Origin of the sequence: Pseudomonas rhizosphaerae (genome assembly GCF_000761155.1) — a bacterium.
Lineage (GTDB): Bacteria > Pseudomonadota > Gammaproteobacteria > Pseudomonadales > Pseudomonadaceae > Aquipseudomonas > Aquipseudomonas rhizosphaerae.
In genome coordinates this window covers 1,700,338-1,717,460 of sequence record NZ_CP009533.1, presented here as the reverse complement: position 1 = coordinate 1,717,460, position 17,123 = coordinate 1,700,338, and the positions used below count along the sequence as shown (strand labels likewise).

The following is a 17,123-nucleotide window of genomic DNA, read 5'->3' as shown; positions in this document are numbered from 1 at the left end:
GTGGCGCGGGCGTGCCGGGTCTCAGCAGGAAACCTTGTCCACGGCCTGATCGATGGACACCGCCCCGGCCTGGCATTCGAACCATTCGATCAGCTGTTCGCCGTGCATCGGCATGGCAATGAAATAACCCTGCCCCTCATCGCATCCCCAGCTTTTCACCGCGTCGTAGCTGGCCTGGCTTTCAATGCCTTCGACCACCACCTTGTAGCCCAGGCGCTGTGCCAGATCGATGAGCGTGGTGACCAGGCGTCGATCCTTTTCCTGGTTCTCGATGTCCTTGATCAGCGAACGGTCGAGCTTCACCGACGTGGCCGGCAGCTCGCGCAGGTAAGTCCAGTTGCTGTAACCGGTGCCGAAGTCATCGATGGAGATGTCGATGCCCAGCGCGCGCAGGCGCGTCAATTGGCGGCGGCACTCGGCAGGATTTCTGATCAAGGCTCCCTCGGTGAACTCGATTTCCAGGGTCGCGGCATCGACGCCGTGCCGTGCCAGGGTCTGGATCAGCCGGTCGGTGAAGGCCGGCCCTTCGAGATCGCAGGGGCTGATGTTGATCGCGACCTTGAAGTCGTAGCCTGCGTCCCGCCATTGCCGGGTCTGCTCGATGGCCGCCTCGACCACCCAGACGCTCAACAGACGGATCAGGTCGGTCTTTTCCGCCAGCGGCACGAACTCATCTGGCCCTATGGGCCCCAGGGTCGGATGAGTCCAGCGCAACAACGCCTCCACCGCGCAGCAGCGCCCGCTGGCGAAGTCGATGCGCGGCTGGAACACCAGGCCCAGTTGTGCGGATTCTTCCAGGGCGTAGGACAGTGAACTGAGCAGCACGAAGGCCCGCTGCTGGGCGATGTCCAGCTCGGCCTGGTATCGCGCCCAGCCGATTCCGCGGTCGCGCGCGTAATCGGCGGCGCTGACTACAAGACGCACCCAGTCGCGGTCGTTGATGGTCTGGCGATCCAGTTCCAGCGCGCCCATGCCGATCTGCGTACGAATGGGAATGCCGTCGTGTTCGACGGGTGCGGCGAAGGCTGTGGAAAATTTCTCGTGCAAGGTGGTCAGGCACTCGTCGCGCGGCTTGATGAACGCGAAACGCGTGAGACCGATGCGATAGAGCACGCAATCATGGCCGATCAAGCCCGCCACGCGACGGCTGATTTCACTGACCAGGTACTGAGAAAATGAATAGCCCAGCGCCTTGACGATATCGTTGACGAAGCTGGGAGAGAGGAAATCGACCGCGATCAGCAACGGCTCCTCGCCTTGGCTCAGGTGGCGATGAATGTCGTCTTCCAGGCGAATGCGGTTCATCAGGCGGGTGGGCCGATCAACGAACGAAGCGGTGCGCAGGTCATGCAACCGATGCACCACCAGCCGCGAAAGATGCTTCAGGCTCGCCAACTGGCCGGCGGACATCGGCGCGCGCGGTTGCTTGTCGATGACGCACAGACTGCCCAGGGCGATACCGTCGTCGGTCAGCAACGGCACACCGGCGTAATAGCGGATGCCCGGCGCGCCGGTGACCAGCACGTTGTGCCTGAACCGTGGGTCGAGGTGGGTATCCGGAATTTCGAAGAACTCATCGACCAGGATGGTGTGGCCACAAAAGGACACGTCCCGTGGCGTCGATGAAACGGTGATACCGACCTTGGCGCGAAACCATTGCTGCTGTTCTTCGAGAATGGAAATGATCGATATCGGCGCGCCGAAGATCTCCACGGCCAGCGCGACGATCCGGTCCAGCACTTCATCGTCGACCGCGTCGCGGTAGCACAGTTCGGCGACTCGCAGAACGCGCTCCTGCTCGTTGTCGGGGAAGGGTGGGACAGAATGGGTCATCACGGTATTCATTGCCCGATGGTCGGTCGCAAGGGGAGTCACTCAAGACAAGGCTGCATCATTGTATCGGCAGCCCTGCCTGTAACTGTAGCGACCTTTGCCCGGACCCTACCACTGCCCTTCGTCCGTCTAGACAGCGCCGAAGAAAGCGACCTTCTGCGAAAGCCGATCCGCGAGGCGCGCCAGCTCGGTGCTGGCGGTGGCGACCTGTTGCGAGCCGCTCGCCGACTGTACCGTCGAGCCATGGATGCGCGTGATGTTCTGCGACACGTCGTCGGCCACTGCGCTCTGCTGTACGGACGCGCTGGCGATCTGCGCGTTCATCGAATTGATCGCACCGACCTGCTCGCTGATCTTGGCCAGGGCGTCTTGCGCACTGCGCGTCTGAGTGACGGTCTGCCCCACCAGTTCGCAGCTGCTGCGCATGGTCTGCGCGGCCGCGTCGGTGCCCGATTGCAGGGTGCTGATCATGTCGCGGATCTCTTCGGTGGAGCGCTGGGTGCGGTTGGCCAGGGAGCGCACTTCGTCGGCGACCACGGCAAAGCCACGGCCGTGCTCGCCGGCGCGGGCGGCCTCGATGGCGGCATTCAGGGCCAGCAGATTGGTTTGTGCGGCAATCGAATTGATCACATCGATGACGGATTCGATCTTTTCGCTGTGGCGCGATACCTGATCAACCGTCTCGGTGGTCTGTGCCAGGGTCAAGGCCAACTGTTCGATGGCCCGGGTGGTGCTGGCCACCAGACGGTTACCGCTCTCCACTTCAATGTCCGCCAGGCGCGAGGCATCCGCCGCCTGAGCGGCGTACCCGGAGACTTCGCCTACGGTTGCCGCCATCTGCGTGATGGCCGTGGCCACCTGTTCGGCCTCGCGGGTCTGCAAGCGGATGTGCGCGTCGTTGGACGTCGAGGTTGCGGACAATTGCGCAGAGGAGTGGTTGACCTCCCGCGCGGCGCTGCGCACCTGCTCGATGGTGTCGGCCAGATGGCCAAGGGCGGTTTTCAGCACCCCCATCACGCTGCCGGGGTGATCGGTGACGATCGTCTGGTTCAGATTGCCGACAGCCAGCTGCTCGATCGCCAAAGCCACTTCGGACGGCTCTGCGCCCAGGGTCGACTTGACGAAACGGATGATCACGATCGACAGCACAATGCTCAGCAACAGCGCGATAGCGGTGGCCACCAGCATCAACGTGCTGAACTGGCTGGCGGTGGCCTGCACGGCGCCCAGCTTGGCCTTGATCGAAGCTTCCTCATAATCGATCAGCGCGTTGATCCGCTTGAGCCATTCGCTGTAGTCGTCCGAGGTCTGCCGCAGCAGCAGGGCCTGGGCACCCTGGATGTCACCGCCGCGACGCAGGTCGATGAGGGTGCGGCTCGACGCCAGGGTCTGCCGCTCGATGCCCTTGATGGCGTCCAGCAGCTCGCGTTCCTGAGCGGTGACATCGGCGTTGGTGAACAGCTGGTCCATGGGCGCTGCCGAATCGATGTAAGCCTTCTCCAGCGTGGCCACTTCCGCCAGGTGCTTGGCAAGGTCGCGATCGTTGTCCACCAGCACCGCATCACGTATGGCGATGGCACGGTTGTGCACGCTGCCGCGGAAATTGATCGCGTAGCGCTGGATCTTCGCGGCGTTTTCGCTCACGTCGCTCAAGGTCGAGTCGATGAACGCGACACGCTGGATGCCGATGGCAGTGATCATCACCAGTAACGCGAGAATGGCTGCGAAGCTCAGGGCTATGCGCGTGGCCAGGGACAAGGGTCTTTTCATGGGAGGCTCGGCAGTAGGCACGGCAAGGACTGAATAGGGGCGCGCTGCAGGAGTGCGGTCGCGCCGAAGTGGCGGACCTTAAAGCGCCGCCCACGAACAATCCAATTGGTAATGCAGGCGGGAATAATAGCGAAATGCTATCAAACTAATGCGCGAGTCAACTGTATCGCCAGGTTGACATGTAAAACGATCGCTTTACACTCGACCCATGGACAAACGTACGGAAATTCTCATTGGTGCTGCCCGCACCTTCGAAACCCAGGGCCTGCGTGGCGTTGGCATCGATCAGGTACTGGCCGCCTCCGGCGCCTCGACACGTACCCTCTACAAACATTTCGGTTCCCGTGACGGCCTGGTGCTTGCCGTGCTCGAAGACCGCCATCAGCAGTTCATGGCGCAGCTGGGCAACGAAGCGGCAGGCAGCGAACCGATCGCCGCGCTGTTCGATACGCTTGCGGCATGGGTAGACGTCAGGGGCACCTGTGGCTGCATGCTGCTGCGCGCACGCGGTGAATACGCCGAAGCCAACGAGGCCATCGTGGCGCTGGTGCAGCAGCAGAAAGAGCAGTTCCACGCCGAGATCGCACGCCGGGTGCAGGCCACCCTGGGCCGTGAACATCCTGCACTGGCCTTGCAGGTCTGGCTGCTGTTCGAAGGTGCCACAGCCGCCGCCAGCGTGGCCGGCGCGGCGGTGATCGACGGGGCGAAACAGGCGGCGCTGACTCTGACGGCCTGCGCCAGGGCCGAAAAGTCGTGAAGCGCGGCCTCAACCTGGTTGCCGCCGCGTTCGCCCTCACCGCGCTGTCGTACGGGCTGGCGCGCTTTGCCTATGGCCTGCTGCTGCCACAGATCCGCGCGGAGCTGTTCCTGGATGCCACCGCCGCAGGCTGGATCGGCAGCAGCGCCTTTGCGGCCTATTGCGTCGGCATCGTCCTGACCTTCGTCTGCGGTGGCAGGTTGACGCCCCGCGCCCTTGCCGCGTTCGCCGGCCTGGCCGCCACGGCAGGAATGGCCTGCATCATGGTTGCCTCGACCGGCTGGGTGCTGGGTGCGGGTGTTGCGCTTGCCGGACTGAGCACCGGGCTGACCTCGCCGCCGCTGGCGAGCGCCGTCGCAGCGCACATCGTTGCCGACGGCCGGGCCAGGGCGAACGCGGTGATCAATGCCGGTACGGCCGTTGGCATCGTGTTCTCGGGCATGGCGGCGGCCCTGACCTTCGGCGCTTGGCGTGAACTGTATGGACTGTTCGCGCTGATCGGTGCGGCGGTGACGCTGTGGTTGTGGTGCGCCGTGCCCAAGGCGCGCAGCAACGAAGCCACCGCTGGCATCTCCCTCGACCTTCTGCGCCGCCCCGGCGTGGCCACGCTTTGTTTCAGCGCCTTTGCCATGGGCTTGTCGAGCACGGCCATCTGGACCTTCGGCGCGGACATACTGCGCGGGGCATTCGGCGTGAGCGACACCGGCATCGCCTGGGCCTGGATCGCACTGGGGACTGCCGGCGCCAGCGGCGCGGCCACCGGTGTGCTGATCGACCGCTTCGGCACCGCACGAATGCATACCGGGGCATTGTCAGCCATCGTCGTGGCAATCCTGGCCCTGGCCGCAAGCGGGTTCAACGCCGCCTTCGGCTTCGTGGCGATGAGCCTGTTCGGCGCCGCCTACATCATGTCCTCGGGCACCTACCTGATCCAGGGCATCGCGCTGCTGCCGGATCGGCCCGACCTGGGGCTCGGTTTTCCGTTCCTGTGCCTGGCCCTCGGGCAAACTGCCGGAGCGCCGCTGTTCGGTGCAGCCATGGGCGTCATGGGCGTGACTGGCGCCCTGTTCACCTTCGCCCTACCGGCCTTTCTGGCGATCTTTCCGAGGTCCCGGCACAGGTAGCAAAATCTTCACTCGAACCCACCGTCGATGCTGGAACTTAAGCCCGATTCGCCCACTCAGTTCTGTACCTGCCTGCCCTCATCCGAGACTACTGCCTTGGCCACATCTGCCACTTCGCGGCGTAACGCGCTGTCTCTCGACGGCCTGAATTTCTTCCTGGCCGATGTCCGTGACGGACTCGGGCCGTACCTGGCGATCTACCTGCTGGCCGTGCACAAGTGGGACCCCGGCAGCATTGGCCTGGTGATGACCCTGGCGGGGCTGGCGGCGTTGCTGACCCAGACGCCTGCCGGCGCCCTGATCGACAAGACCCGGCACAAGCGCGCGGTGGTGGTTGTGGCTGCCCTGCTGGTCACCGCCAGTTGCGTGGTGCTGCCCTTCATCACTTCGTTCGGCCTGGTCGCCGCCACGCAAGCGCTGGGCGCCATCGCAGGTTCAGTGTTCGCACCGGCCATCGCTGCGATTTCCCTGGGTATCACCGGCCCCAAAGCGTTCACTCGGCGTACGGGCCGCAACGAAACCTACAACCACGCCGGCAATGCCTTCGCTGCCTTGCTGGCGGGTGGTTTCGCCTACTTATTCGGGCCGGTAGCGGTGTTCTATCTCATGGCGGCCATGGCCCTGGCCAGCGTACTGGCCGTGAGCTGCGTAAGCGCAGACGCCATCGACCACGACGTCGCCCGTGGGCTGGAAGCGCATCACCAGCATGAGCATGAACAGCCCTCCGGTTTCAAGGTGCTGCTGAGCAACCGCGCTCTGCTGGTGTTCGCCGTGTGTTGCGCGCTGTTCCACCTGGCCAACGCGGCCATGCTGCCGCTGGTCAGCCAGAAGCTTTCGCAGATCGACTTGAGCATGGCCACCCCCCTGACCTCGGCCTGCATCGTCGCCGCCCAGCTGGTGATGGTGCCTGCCGCCCTGCTGGTAGGCGCGCGTGCCGACCAATGGGGGCGCAAGCCATTGCTGCTGGCCGGCTTCCTCATCCTGCCGATTCGCGGCGTGCTCTATACGTTTTCCAATGACCCTTATTGGCTGGTCGGTGTGCAACTGCTCGACGGCATCGGCGCTGGCTTGTTCGGGGCCCTGTTTCCGCTGGTGGTCAAGGACCTCACCCACGGCACCGGACGCTTCAACGTCAGCCTGGGCGCGCTGACCACGGCCTTCGGCCTGGGCGCCGCGTTGAGCAACGGCCTGGCCGGCTTCGTCGTCCAGGCAGCCGGTTACAGCGCAGCCTTCCTGACCCTGGCCGGGGTTGCCGCGGCGGCCTTCCTGCTGCTGCTTACCGCCATGCCCGAAACCCTGCGCAACGACACCGAACAGGAAGCCGCACCTTGCCCCACGCCAGCTTGATCATCTGGGGCGTAAGCCTCCTTGCGACGTTGGGCATCATCACCAGGCCACTGCGGATTCCCGAATACGTATGGGCACTGGCGGCAGCAATCGGGCTGGTCGCCGGTGGTTTGATCGCCTGGTCGGCGGCTTTGGCTGCAGTGCTCAAGGGCGTCGACGTCTACCTGTTTCTGGTGGGCATGATGCTGCTCGCCGAACTGGCCCGACGCGAAGGGCTGTTCGACTGGCTGGCAACCGTTGCCGCTCGCCAGGCCCGTGGCAGCGCGCAGCGCCTGTTCGATCTGGTGTTTGCGGTCGGCACGCTGGTGACCATCTTTCTTTCAAACGATGCCACGGCAGTGGTGCTGACGCCTGCGGTGTACGCAGCCACGCGGGCTGCCCGGGTCGACCCGCTGCCCTACCTGTTCGTCTGCGCGTTCATCGCCAACGCTGCCAGCTTCGTCCTGCCGATTTCCAACCCGGCCAACCTGGTGATATTCGGCAAGCACATGCCACCACTGCTGGATTGGCTGGCCATGTTCAGCCTGCCGTCGCTGGCAGCCATCGCCATGACCTACCTGGTGCTGCGCCTGACCCAGCGTCGGCACTTGCGGCAGCGCCTTGAACTCGTCGAGCAGCTGCCCCGCCTGAGCACCGGCGCACGGCTCACGGCTGCCGGTCTGGGTGTGACAGCCGTCTTGCTGCTGACCGTGTCGGCCCTGGACGAAGCACTGGGATTGCCGACCTTCCTGGCCGCCTTCGCCACCCTTGCGGTGGTGCACTTGTATAAACGCAGCAACCCCTGGCCGGTGTGCAAGGAAGTCGCCTGGGGCGTGTTGCCCTTGGTGGCGGGGCTGTTCGTGCTGGTGGAAGGCATCGGTCAGACTGGCGTGACCGCGCAGCTGGCCTCGTGGCTGGAGCAGGCCGCCCGAGACGCGCCGGCGCAGGCCCATTGGTGGGCTGGAATTCTGGTCGCCGTGGCCTGCAACATCGGCAACAACCTGCCGGTCGGCCTGCTCAGCGGCTCGATCAACGAACTGGGCCATCTGCCGCCCAACGTCACCGGCGCGCTGGTGGTCGGCGTGGACCTGGGCCCTAACCTGTCGGTCACCGGCTCCCTGGCGACCTTGCTGTGGTTGATCGCGGTACGCCGCGAGGGTGTGCAGATCAGCGCCTGGAGGTTCCTCAAGCTCGGCGCCGTGGTCATGCCCCCTGCCCTGATTGCCGCGTTGTGGCTGCTGTAGGCGTCGTCGGCGAAGTGCGGCTTAGAATTTGACGCTAGCCGTGAGACGCGCCGTGCGCAGCGCGCCCTCTTCCACCTGCAGCGTGCTGCTGCCGGTGGTGGACGGGTAATACTGCTTGTTGAACAGATTGTCGATGTTCAACTGCAGGCGCGTCTCATAGCCTTGGGTGGGCAGGTCCCAGCGCACGAAGGCATCGGCCAGGGTGTAGCTGTCCATCCAGAAGCTGTTGGCGTTGTCGCCCGGCCGCTCGCCCACATAGCGTGCACCTGCGCCCACGTGCCACCGGCCGGTCTGCGCCGGCAAAGCCAGATGGTGAGTCAGGTACAGGCTGGCCGTGTGCATCGGTGCATTGGGTAGGCGATTGCCTTCCTGTTCGGGTGCTTCGGCGTTTTTCAGTACCTCGGTATGGCTGTAGGCGTAGGTGCCGATCACGCTCCAGTTCTGGGCAATTTCACCGGTGACATCCAGCTCGATACCCCGTGACCGCGCCTTGCCGACCGCCTCGTCGAGGCTGTCGCCATTGCTCTGCAAAACGCTGTTGACCAGATTTTTCTTCTCGATGTCATAGACCGCCAGGTTCACGTTCAACGCGGCAGTCGGCGTGTACTTGATGCCGGCTTCGTAGCTGCGACCCTCGGTCGGTTTGAAGCTGTTGCCCGCATCGTCGGCGTCGTTGGGCACGAAGGATCGGCTGTAGTTGGCATACAGCGCCACGGTCTCACTGGGCTGGTAGACGATCCCGCCGAAAGGGATGAACTCGTCGCCGTTGGAATCCGCACCGGGGGCGTACGAGCGGCCCAGCCCCTGGTCGCTGTACTGGTCCCAATGCGCCTGACGGCCACCGAACACCAGGATCCAGCGATCGTTGAGGTGCCAGTTGTCCTTGAAATACAACGAGGTGGTAACCAGGTTGTTCTCGGCGTTGCTTTGGGTCGCACTGACCGTGCTCGGTTCGGCCAGGCGACCATACACCGGGTTGCGAATGTCGATGTTGCCGGCGGCAGTGTTGACGTTGCGGTAGGTCTTGCCGCGGTATTTGTCCAGCGACTCGTTGTCGAGGCCCACGACGATTTCATGCCGCTGGCCGAACAGTTGTTGATCGCCAATCAGATCCAGCGCCGTGTAGCGGCTTTCGTAATCGTAATGACCGCCGTTGGCGATGCGTCGCAGGGTGTTGCCGTTGAGTGTATTGGGCTGGGCGATGGCCAGGCTGTAGCGGTCCTGGGTCCAGCCGTAGGTCAGGCGGCTGCGCCAGGCGTCACCCAACTGGTACTCGAATTTTGCCGTGGTGCTCTGGCTGATGCCCACGGTCTTGGCCCAACGCTCGTCGAGGCGGTCGCGGTAGCTGATATCGGCCGGTCGTCCGCCGACGAACACGGTGCCGCGGTCGAACGGGCTGGCGTAGTCGTTATAGGTGTAGGCCAGCGAGGCACTGGCGCGCTCGCCCACCCAGGCGATCGAGGGTGCGATCAGGGTGTGTTCGTCCGTCCCATAGTTGCGCCAGTAGTCTTCATGGCTGCGCTCGGCGACCAGTCGGTAGGCCAGATCGGTATCGCCCAGCGGACCCGTCGTGTCCACGGACAGCGAGCCGCCGCCCTCGCTGAAGCCCGATGCGCTCAAGGTGGTGCTGCGAGTGAACTGCGGCTGCTTGCTGACCACGTTGATGACGCCACCCGGCTCCAGCGCGCCATACATCAGCGAGGCTGGTCCCTTGAGTACTTCGACATGATCGGTGGTCGCGCCCAGGTTGCGGCCAATGGCCGAGCGGATACCGTCGCGCAGGATGGAGTTGTCGTCGTTGCTGCCGAAGCCGCGCTTGATCAGCGCATCCTTGGTGCCGCCCAGGGTGTTGGTCTGGGTCACGCCGCTGACGAAGCGCATCGCGTCGTTGAGGTCCTTGACCTGGTAATCGTCGAGCGTGCGCGCCGTCACCGCATTGACGGTTTGTGCTTCGTCGCGGTTCTGCGTGGCACTCTTGCTCGCCGTTTCCCCGCGGGCCTGGGTGTAGCTGTCAGCGCCGTCACCTTCACCGGTGGCCTGGATGACACTGGACGGCAACTCTGTGGCTGCGATGGCCAAGCCAGGCAGGACTGAGCACAACAGCACCCACGAAGGGGCCCGATTCAACGACTTGACCACACATGTAACTCCGTACTGGATAAAAGACGCGAATGCGTCCCATCTGTATTGTACGGGTTGTCACGATCGTTTGCCGAGCCCGTTGAACCATTCCGAACATTTTACAGACGGAAGCGGCTCACCAGATCATTGAACGAAGTGGCCAGGCGCGACAGATCCTGAGTCGATGCGCTGGTCTGGTGAGCGCCTGCCGCGGTCTGCGTGGACAGGTCCTGGATGTTGATCAGGTTGCGGTCCACTTCACGTGCGACATGGGCCTGCTCCTCGCACGCACTGGCGATGACCAGGTTGCGGTCGTTGATCTGGGCGATCCCGGTGGCGATGGATTGCAGCGCATCGCCGGTGGCTTTGGCCAACACTTGAGTATCGCCCACCAGGCCTTGGCTCTTGCCCATGGCCGTCACCGCCTGATCCGCTCGCGAGCGTACAGCGCCAATCATGCTTTCGATCTCGCCCGTGGACGACTGGGTCCGTGCCGCCAAGGCCCTGACCTCATCGGCGACCACCGCGAAACCACGCCCCTGCTCGCCAGCACGGGCCGCTTCGATGGCCGCGTTGAGCGCCAGCAGGTTGGTCTGTTCGGCGATACCGCGGATGACGTCGAGCACCTTGCCGATATCGCGTACTTGCACGGCCAGGTCTTCGACGATGGTGGTCGAGGACTGGATTTCAACCGTGGCATTGTTCACCGCGTCCACCGCATTGCGCGCCTGGGTCAGGCCGTCGGTGGCCTGACTGCTGGCGGTCTGCGAGGCTTCCGAAGTAGAAAGGGCATTGCGTGCGACCTCTTCCACCGCCGAGGTCATCTGGGTGACGGCCGTGGCCGCCTGCTGAATCTCGTCGTTCTGGCGCAGCAGCCCGCGGCTGCCGTCCTCGGTGACGGCATTGAGCTCTTCCGCGGCCGAAGCGAGCTGGTTCGATGCATCGGCGATCTGGTGAATGGTGGCCTTGAGGCCTTCCTGCATTTCACCCAGGGCCGTGAGCAACTGCCCGGTCTCGTCGCGTGCCGAGCTACCGATGGTATGGGTCAGGTCACCTTTGGCGATCAGCTGGGCGCTGGCCACTGCTGTTGCGATGGGGCGGCTGATCAAACGGCTGATGAACAGCCCCAGTGCCAACGCCGCGAGGAATGCCAACGCGATACCTATATAAAGCACCCTGATCGCTGCCTGCTCCTGCGCTTCAGCGTCAAGGGCGCCCTCGCCGATTTGCCGGTTGTTCGACTCTACCATGATGGTCAACTCATCCATCACGGTACGATAGGCTTGCTGGATCTCGCCGGACATAAGTGAACGTGCACCCTGTACATTGCCAGCGTCCAGCACCGACAGCACTTTCTGGATCTGCGCCTGGTAGACCGGCCAATCACGTTCCATCCTGTCACCGGCAGCTCGCTCGTCGTCCGCCAGTGGAGTCTTGCGGTAGATCGAAAAGGCCTTCTCGCTGTCGGCAAGGTTGGCATTCATGCTTTGGCGAATGGTGTCTTTGACACTCTGCGAATCATTCTCCGCATGAGCGGCGATCAGGGCGTACAGATCCTTGAGCTGGGCGATGGCCTTGCTCTTGGCTTCGGCCGTCTTGGAAACCGAGATCAGGTTATTGGAAAACACCAGTTTGAGACTGTCCGACATCTGGCTCACACCGCGACTGCCCAGTACACCAACGGCCAGGGTAATGAGTGCGCACAACCCGAAGGCTGCGATCAATTTGGAGGATAACTTTGCATCGCGGAGCCATGTCATACGGATGTCCTGTCAGGTCGACCGAAAAGCACCGCGGCGTCGGGTACTTCGCATCAGGGTCTAGGGTGGTATGAGCCCTCTATCGGCACCCGCCATGGAAGCTTGAATAACGTGGCTTGCCATACGTCCGGCCTGCTGCATGGCGACCAGATGCACACAGATGCCGATCAGCGGTAGGAACGCTTGTGGAATAATGGCGGTCTGACATCACTCTTCCCCTACATGGCCCTGCGAGGCCAACCATGACCGATCTACACCGCCGAAATCCGTGCCGCCTGCCCACGCTTCTGCTGCTGAGTCTGCTCACTGTGGTTGGTCTCTCCATACTCTGGGAATTCCACCTCGAAGCCTTTGTCATGCACTGGCTGAATCTGCCTTATGACGGCGATTTCGAAGATGCCGAACGCTGGAGATTCGTCTTGACGGCTTCGGGCTTCTCGATGCTGTCGCTGATCATCCCGACGGTGGTGCTCACGCGCCTGGTCGCCAATACGCAATCGAGCTATCGACGCCTACAACGCATCCAGTCGCAGACCGAGACCCTGGCCAAATACGATTCGCTCAGTGGGCTGATCAACCGGCGCGTGTTCATGGACGTGCTGCGCAAAAAGCTCGACCTGCAGCGGCCCCTGGCCATCTTGCTGATCGATCTGGACCATTTCAAAGCCATCAACGATCAGCATGGCCATTCGGCGGGAGACAGCGTGCTGGTAGAGGTTTCGCACAGGCTGCAGGGCATCGCCGCCATCCACGCGGGAACGGCCGCGCGCCTGGGCGGAGACGAATTCTGCCTGCTGTTCCTCGACCACAGGGAAGAGAGCGAGCTTGCCGAAATAGCCGAGCTGGCGGTCCGCTGGCTGAGCGAACCGGTGCTCGAAACCACCCTGTGCGCGCGACTGGGCGCAACCATCGGCATTTCCCGGTCGTGGGTGGATGCGCAGGATGCATCGTCCCTGCTGCATTGCGCGGACACTGCCATGTACCGAGGGAAGAACACCGGTCGCTCGACCTTCAATTTCTACGACAACGAATACGAACGGCAGCTGCGGGCCCAAGCCGATCTGGATCTTGCCCTCAGGCATGCCGTGGATCGGGAAGAAATCGTGCCGTTCTTCCAGCCCATCGTGACCCTGCCGTCACAGCAGGTCGTCGGCTTCGAGATCCTTGCCCGCTGGCTCAAGCCCGATGGCAGCACCGGAATGCCGACCGATTTCATTCCCCTTCTGGAGCGCATGGGCCTGATACCGGCGATGACCCGTTCGCTGGTCAGGCAGGCCTGCCGGGCCGCTAGCCTGTGGGACGACGACCTTCATCTTTCGTTGAACGTCAGCGCCACGATGATCACCGATGAGCTGTTTCCGGATCGCCTGGTCGAGCAACTCAGGCACGAGGACTTCCCGTTCGAACGGTTCGAAGTCGAGATCACCGAAGAAGCGCTGGTCGGCAATCTGGAAGCGGCCCAACGCAACCTCAGCAAACTGCATGGGTATGGCATCAGCGTGGCGCTGGACGACTTCGGCATCGGCTATTCAGGCCTTTACCACCTGACGCGGCTGTCCATCGACAAGATCAAGATCGACCGCTCATTCTTCGAAGCCGGCAACATCGACCACCTGCCCATGGTCGAGGCCATCCTGGGGATGGCGCGAAGCCTGAAAATGAAGGTGACGGCCGAAGGCATCGAAGACTTTCACCACCCCTACCTGCCCAAGTGGCTCGCAGAGAACGGCTGCCACTACGCGCAGGGTTATCTCTATGGATCGCCCCAGGCAGGCAGCACGATCGCCACGGCCATTCAGGCACCCGTGGTCGTTTGTGGCGCAGCTCAGAACTGAACGCAGCGGCCCGTGACTGGATAGCTCGGATCGGTGTACCCAGGCGTCGAGCTGTGGCCGGCCACGACCAGAGCGTCGACGAACGCCTCGTCTTCCTCGGTGAACCTGTACCGCAATGCCGGCACATAGTCCCGCCACTGCTCCTCGGTGCGCGGGCCGGCAATCGTCGAGCTGATCAACCGATTGTTCAGCACCCACGCCAATGCAAACTGCCCCGATGTGATGCCCCGCGCCTGGGCGTGATCCTTGATTCGCTGGGCCAGGTCGAGCGACTCCGGACGCCACTCGGTCTGGTGCAGTCGCGGATCGCTGCGGCCGGCTCGCGTGTCGCTGCCGGGCTCGGCCCCAGGCTGGTATTTGGCAGTCAGCACGCCGCGCGCCAGCGGGCTATAGGAAACCACACCAATGCCGTAGTGCTCGGCCGCCGGCAGATGCTCGCTCTCGATCTGCCGGTTGGCCAGGTTGTACAGCGGCTGGCTGACGGTCGGCCGCTCGACGCCCAGCAAGTCAGCGACGCGGCAGAACTCCGCCAGCTTCCAGCTACTGTGGTTCGACAGCCCGTAACCACGGATCTTGCCCGCGCGAATCAGATCGGTCAGGGCGCGGACGGTCTCTTCAACAGGCGTGAACGGGTCTTCGCGGTGGACGTAATACAGATCCAGATAATCGGTTTGCAGGCGGCGCAGACTGCCTTCGATCGACTCGACGACACTGTGCCGCGACGCGCCACGCCCGTTTGGGCCCTGAACACCGGGGTTGGGGTTGACGAACTTGCTCGACAGCACCCACCGCGAACGCTGCCCGGCGATCAACTTGCCCACTGCGATTTCCGAAGCGCCATCGTTGTAGTTGTTCGCCGTATCGATGGCATTGATGCCCTGCTCCAAGGCATCGTCGACGATGCGCTTGGCCGTGGCGTCGTCGGTCTGGCCGCCGAACATCATCGTACCCAAGGTGATTTCGGAAACCTGAAGACCGTGACGGCCCAGGCGGCGGTATCTGACGTCGCTCATCGAAAAACCCTCTTTTTGGCGAAAGAATGCCGGTCATGCACGGCCAGCCCCGCGATGCTGGCCCATCCATGCCGATCCAGCAACATGATGGCCTATAGCCTTTATCGAAAAAGACTATTTAAGCTCTGCCCGCCTCAGCCGATAGTCTGATCACACCCACATGAATAGCAGCGCTCATCCAGTGGCCAGGGACGCCAGAAGAACGATCGAGCCTATGGAGCATACCTTGCCCACCACTCATATCCAGGAAATGCAGCAAGACGTCCATGACGCCGCCCGCCAGCTGGAGATGATCTACCAGATGCTGCGCGGCCATGCCCTGTTCCTGCGCAGCAGAAACATCGACCACTTGATCGATGACGTGCTGCTTGTCGAAAACCAGGCGGGCTCGCTGGCGCTGACCATTGAGGACCTGAAAGGCACCGCGCTGAGAATGGAAAAGGCAGCCTGAGTTTTCAATGCTTCAAGACGCCGTGCGTTATTCCAGACAGGCATTACCTATAAGCGTTTGGTGATTATCCAGACATAAGTGACAGTGCTAGTGTCGGTCTCTACCGATCAGCCGTCATGTCGCCCTTATGCCCAATTATCTCGATTCTCGTCACCGTCAGTCGATCCTTCACTTGCAGAGCAGCTGGACCGCCCGTAGCGACTGGCCCACCTGGTTGCTGTTGCTCGGTACCTATGGCGGCTGGTGGGTGCTCATCGAAGCGGGCTCACACCTCGGGCGCCCGCTTACCGTATTGCTGCTGGTGCCGCTGCTGACCTTCTGGATGTCACTGCAGCATGAGTTGCTCCACGGCCACCCCACCCGCTGGCGCGCTGTCAACAAAGTGCTGGGCTATGCGCCATTCGCCGTCTGGTACCCCTACACCCTTTATCGCGACAGCCACCTGGCCCATCACCGCGACGAAACCATCACCGTGCCACGCCACGACCCTGAAAGTCGCTACCTCGATGCCCAGGGCTGGTCCGGCAGCACGGCGCCGGGCCAGGCGCTGCATTGGCTGAACAAGACGATGCTCGGGCGCCTGTGCGTCGGCCCGGCGCTGGCGCTTGCGGGTCTGATCAGGGAACAGTCTGGGCGCTTGATTCGTGGCGAGGCGCAGGCCTGGCTGATGTGGACGACTCATCTGGCCTGCGTGCTGACGCTGTTCTGGTTCATCGCCCACCACGGGGTGCCGGTGATCGATTACGTGCTGGCCAGCGTCCTGGCGCTGGCCTTGTCCATGGTGCGTTCCTACTACGAGCATCGCCCTGCTGCCGCGCCCGAACAGCGTTCGGTACTCAACGAGGCGGGCTGGCCCTGGCGCTGGCTGTTTCTCAACCTCAACCTGCATCTGGTCCATCACGACCTGCCCGGGCTGCCCTGGTACTACCTGCCGCGTGTCTACCGCGAGCGACGGGCCGACTGGCTGCAACGCAGCGGGCATTTCCTGGTCAATGGTTACAGCGAGCTGTTTCGCCAGTACGCCGTCTGCCCGGTAGACAGCCCCTTGCACCCTCGAGGTGGGACTACGCAACCACGAGCACCGAGCAGCCATGAGCACCGAAGTGATCGCCGACCTGCCCATGTACCCGGCGCCCGCCGTCGTCGGTGAGGCTTACCGACGCTGGTTGCACGAAACCCTGAAACTGCTAGGCATTCAGCAGGCGAGTGCTTGGCACGGCTCACTGCTGGAACTCTGGTTGCACCCGCAACTGCTGCTGGCGCAAACCTGTGGCTTCCCTCTGATCACCGAACTCAAGCACCAGGTCCGTGTGGTCGGCCGCCCCTGTTTCGCCCTGCCCGATGCCCAGGCCGGACAGCACTGCAGTCTCTTGATCGCGCGGCGCGATGATGCGCGGCAAACACTGCCCGAGTTCTTCGATTGCCGGGGTGCCTATAACAGCCTCGATTCCAACAGCGGCATGAACCTGTTGCGCCATGCCCTTATTCCCCATGCGCGGCAGGGTCGGTTCTTCAAGAGTGTCCAGGCGACCGGCAGCCATCGCCAGAGCATCGCGCAGGTGTCCGACCATCACGCCGACCTGGCCGCCGTCGACAGTGTCACGTTCGCCTATCTGACCCAGTATGCGCCCAGTGAACTGGACGGCGTCCGCGTGCTGGGTCGTACCGCCCATGCCCCCACCCTGCCGTACATCACCAGCCGTAGAGGGCCGGCCCCGGAGTCATTGCGGCAAGCGATGAATGCGGCGTTGGCCAACCTGCCCCAGGTTGCGGCTGTAACAGGCATCGTGACCGTGCAGGAAACGGCGCTGGAGGATTACAACGTCTTGCTCGGCTATCGAGATGCCGCTCGCCAGGTGATCACCCAGCAAGCGCTATGGTGAGCGCAC

At 63.2% G+C, this 17,123-nt stretch carries 13 protein-coding genes; 8 read left to right on the top strand and 5 right to left on the bottom strand.

All coding sequences use genetic code 11. The features are described from left to right. Positions 1 to 21 precede the first annotated feature (21 nt). Together LT40_RS07715 and LT40_RS07710 are read right to left on the bottom strand one after the other, a co-directional pair. Positions 22 to 1,833, bottom strand: a complete 1,812-nt coding sequence (locus tag LT40_RS07715; protein WP_043188470.1) for a putative bifunctional diguanylate cyclase/phosphodiesterase — start codon at positions 1,831 to 1,833, stop codon at positions 22 to 24. Positions 1,834 to 1,962: 129 nt separating this feature from the next. Continuing rightward, positions 1,963 to 3,603: a methyl-accepting chemotaxis protein gene (locus LT40_RS07710; protein ID WP_043188467.1), complete on the bottom strand. Its 1,641-nt coding sequence runs from the start codon at positions 3,601 to 3,603 to the stop codon at positions 1,963 to 1,965. A gap of 208 nt (positions 3,604 to 3,811) precedes the next feature. Here LT40_RS07710 and LT40_RS07705 point away from each other — a divergent pair, with 208 nt between their 5' ends. From LT40_RS07705 to LT40_RS07690, 4 genes are all read left to right on the top strand, one after another. Beyond that, positions 3,812 to 4,360 carry a TetR/AcrR family transcriptional regulator gene (locus LT40_RS07705; RefSeq protein ID WP_043188464.1) on the top strand — a complete coding sequence of 183 codons (549 nt, stop codon included), beginning with the start codon at positions 3,812 to 3,814 and terminating at the stop codon, positions 4,358 to 4,360. Next, on the top strand, positions 4,357 to 5,484 hold the full coding sequence (locus LT40_RS07700; protein WP_043188462.1) for an MFS transporter: 1,128 nt from the start codon (positions 4,357 to 4,359) through the stop codon (positions 5,482 to 5,484). The genes LT40_RS07705 and LT40_RS07700 overlap by 4 nt, the downstream gene beginning before the upstream one ends. 96 nt (positions 5,485 to 5,580) lie before the next feature. Beyond that, positions 5,581 to 6,831 (top strand): MFS transporter, encoded by a 1,251-nt coding sequence (locus LT40_RS07695; RefSeq protein WP_043193440.1) that lies wholly within the window; start codon positions 5,581 to 5,583, stop codon positions 6,829 to 6,831. After that, a complete protein-coding gene (locus tag LT40_RS07690) occupies positions 6,813 to 8,054 on the top strand; it encodes an arsenic transporter (RefSeq protein WP_043188459.1) in 1,242 nt (413 codons plus the stop codon). The genes LT40_RS07695 and LT40_RS07690 overlap by 19 nt, the downstream gene beginning before the upstream one ends. Before the next feature lie 21 nt (positions 8,055 to 8,075). Here LT40_RS07690 and LT40_RS07685 read toward each other — a convergent pair whose 3' ends face one another. Both LT40_RS07685 and LT40_RS07680 read right to left on the bottom strand, forming a co-directional pair. Beyond that, entirely contained in the window at positions 8,076 to 10,160 is a 2,085-nt protein-coding gene (locus tag LT40_RS07685; RefSeq protein ID WP_420329685.1) for a TonB-dependent siderophore receptor, read from the bottom strand. Positions 10,161 to 10,294: 134 nt separating this feature from the next. Further along, positions 10,295 to 11,935, bottom strand: a complete 1,641-nt coding sequence (locus LT40_RS07680; RefSeq protein ID WP_043188454.1) for a methyl-accepting chemotaxis protein — start codon at positions 11,933 to 11,935, stop codon at positions 10,295 to 10,297. Positions 11,936 to 12,177: 242 nt separating this feature from the next. Between LT40_RS07680 and LT40_RS07675 the strand changes: the two genes are divergently transcribed. Then, positions 12,178 to 13,770, top strand: coding sequence for a putative bifunctional diguanylate cyclase/phosphodiesterase (locus tag LT40_RS07675; protein ID WP_052393304.1), 1,593 nt, complete (start codon positions 12,178 to 12,180; stop codon positions 13,768 to 13,770). Here the strand turns inward: LT40_RS07675 and LT40_RS07670 are convergent. After that, positions 13,761 to 14,783, bottom strand: a complete 1,023-nt coding sequence (locus tag LT40_RS07670; protein WP_043188451.1) for an aldo/keto reductase — start codon at positions 14,781 to 14,783, stop codon at positions 13,761 to 13,763. The genes LT40_RS07675 and LT40_RS07670 overlap by 10 nt on opposite strands. Before the next feature lie 226 nt (positions 14,784 to 15,009). Between LT40_RS07670 and LT40_RS07665 the strand changes: the two genes are divergently transcribed. The 3 genes from LT40_RS07665 to LT40_RS21560 all read left to right on the top strand — a co-directional run bounded on the left by LT40_RS07665 (position 15,010) and on the right by LT40_RS21560 (position 17,117). Next, the gene (locus tag LT40_RS07665; RefSeq protein ID WP_148308530.1) at positions 15,010 to 15,234 is read left to right on the top strand and encodes a hypothetical protein; all 225 of its coding nucleotides are present in this window, start codon (positions 15,010 to 15,012) and stop codon (positions 15,232 to 15,234) included. A 127-nt stretch (positions 15,235 to 15,361) separates the two neighbouring features. Next, positions 15,362 to 16,384, top strand: a complete 1,023-nt coding sequence (locus LT40_RS07660; protein ID WP_084139742.1) for a fatty acid desaturase — start codon at positions 15,362 to 15,364, stop codon at positions 16,382 to 16,384. Then, the gene (locus LT40_RS21560; protein WP_043188447.1) at positions 16,326 to 17,117 is read left to right on the top strand and encodes a phosphate/phosphite/phosphonate ABC transporter substrate-binding protein; all 792 of its coding nucleotides are present in this window, start codon (positions 16,326 to 16,328) and stop codon (positions 17,115 to 17,117) included. The genes LT40_RS07660 and LT40_RS21560 overlap by 59 nt, the downstream gene beginning before the upstream one ends. Positions 17,118 to 17,123: the final 6 nt, after the last annotated feature.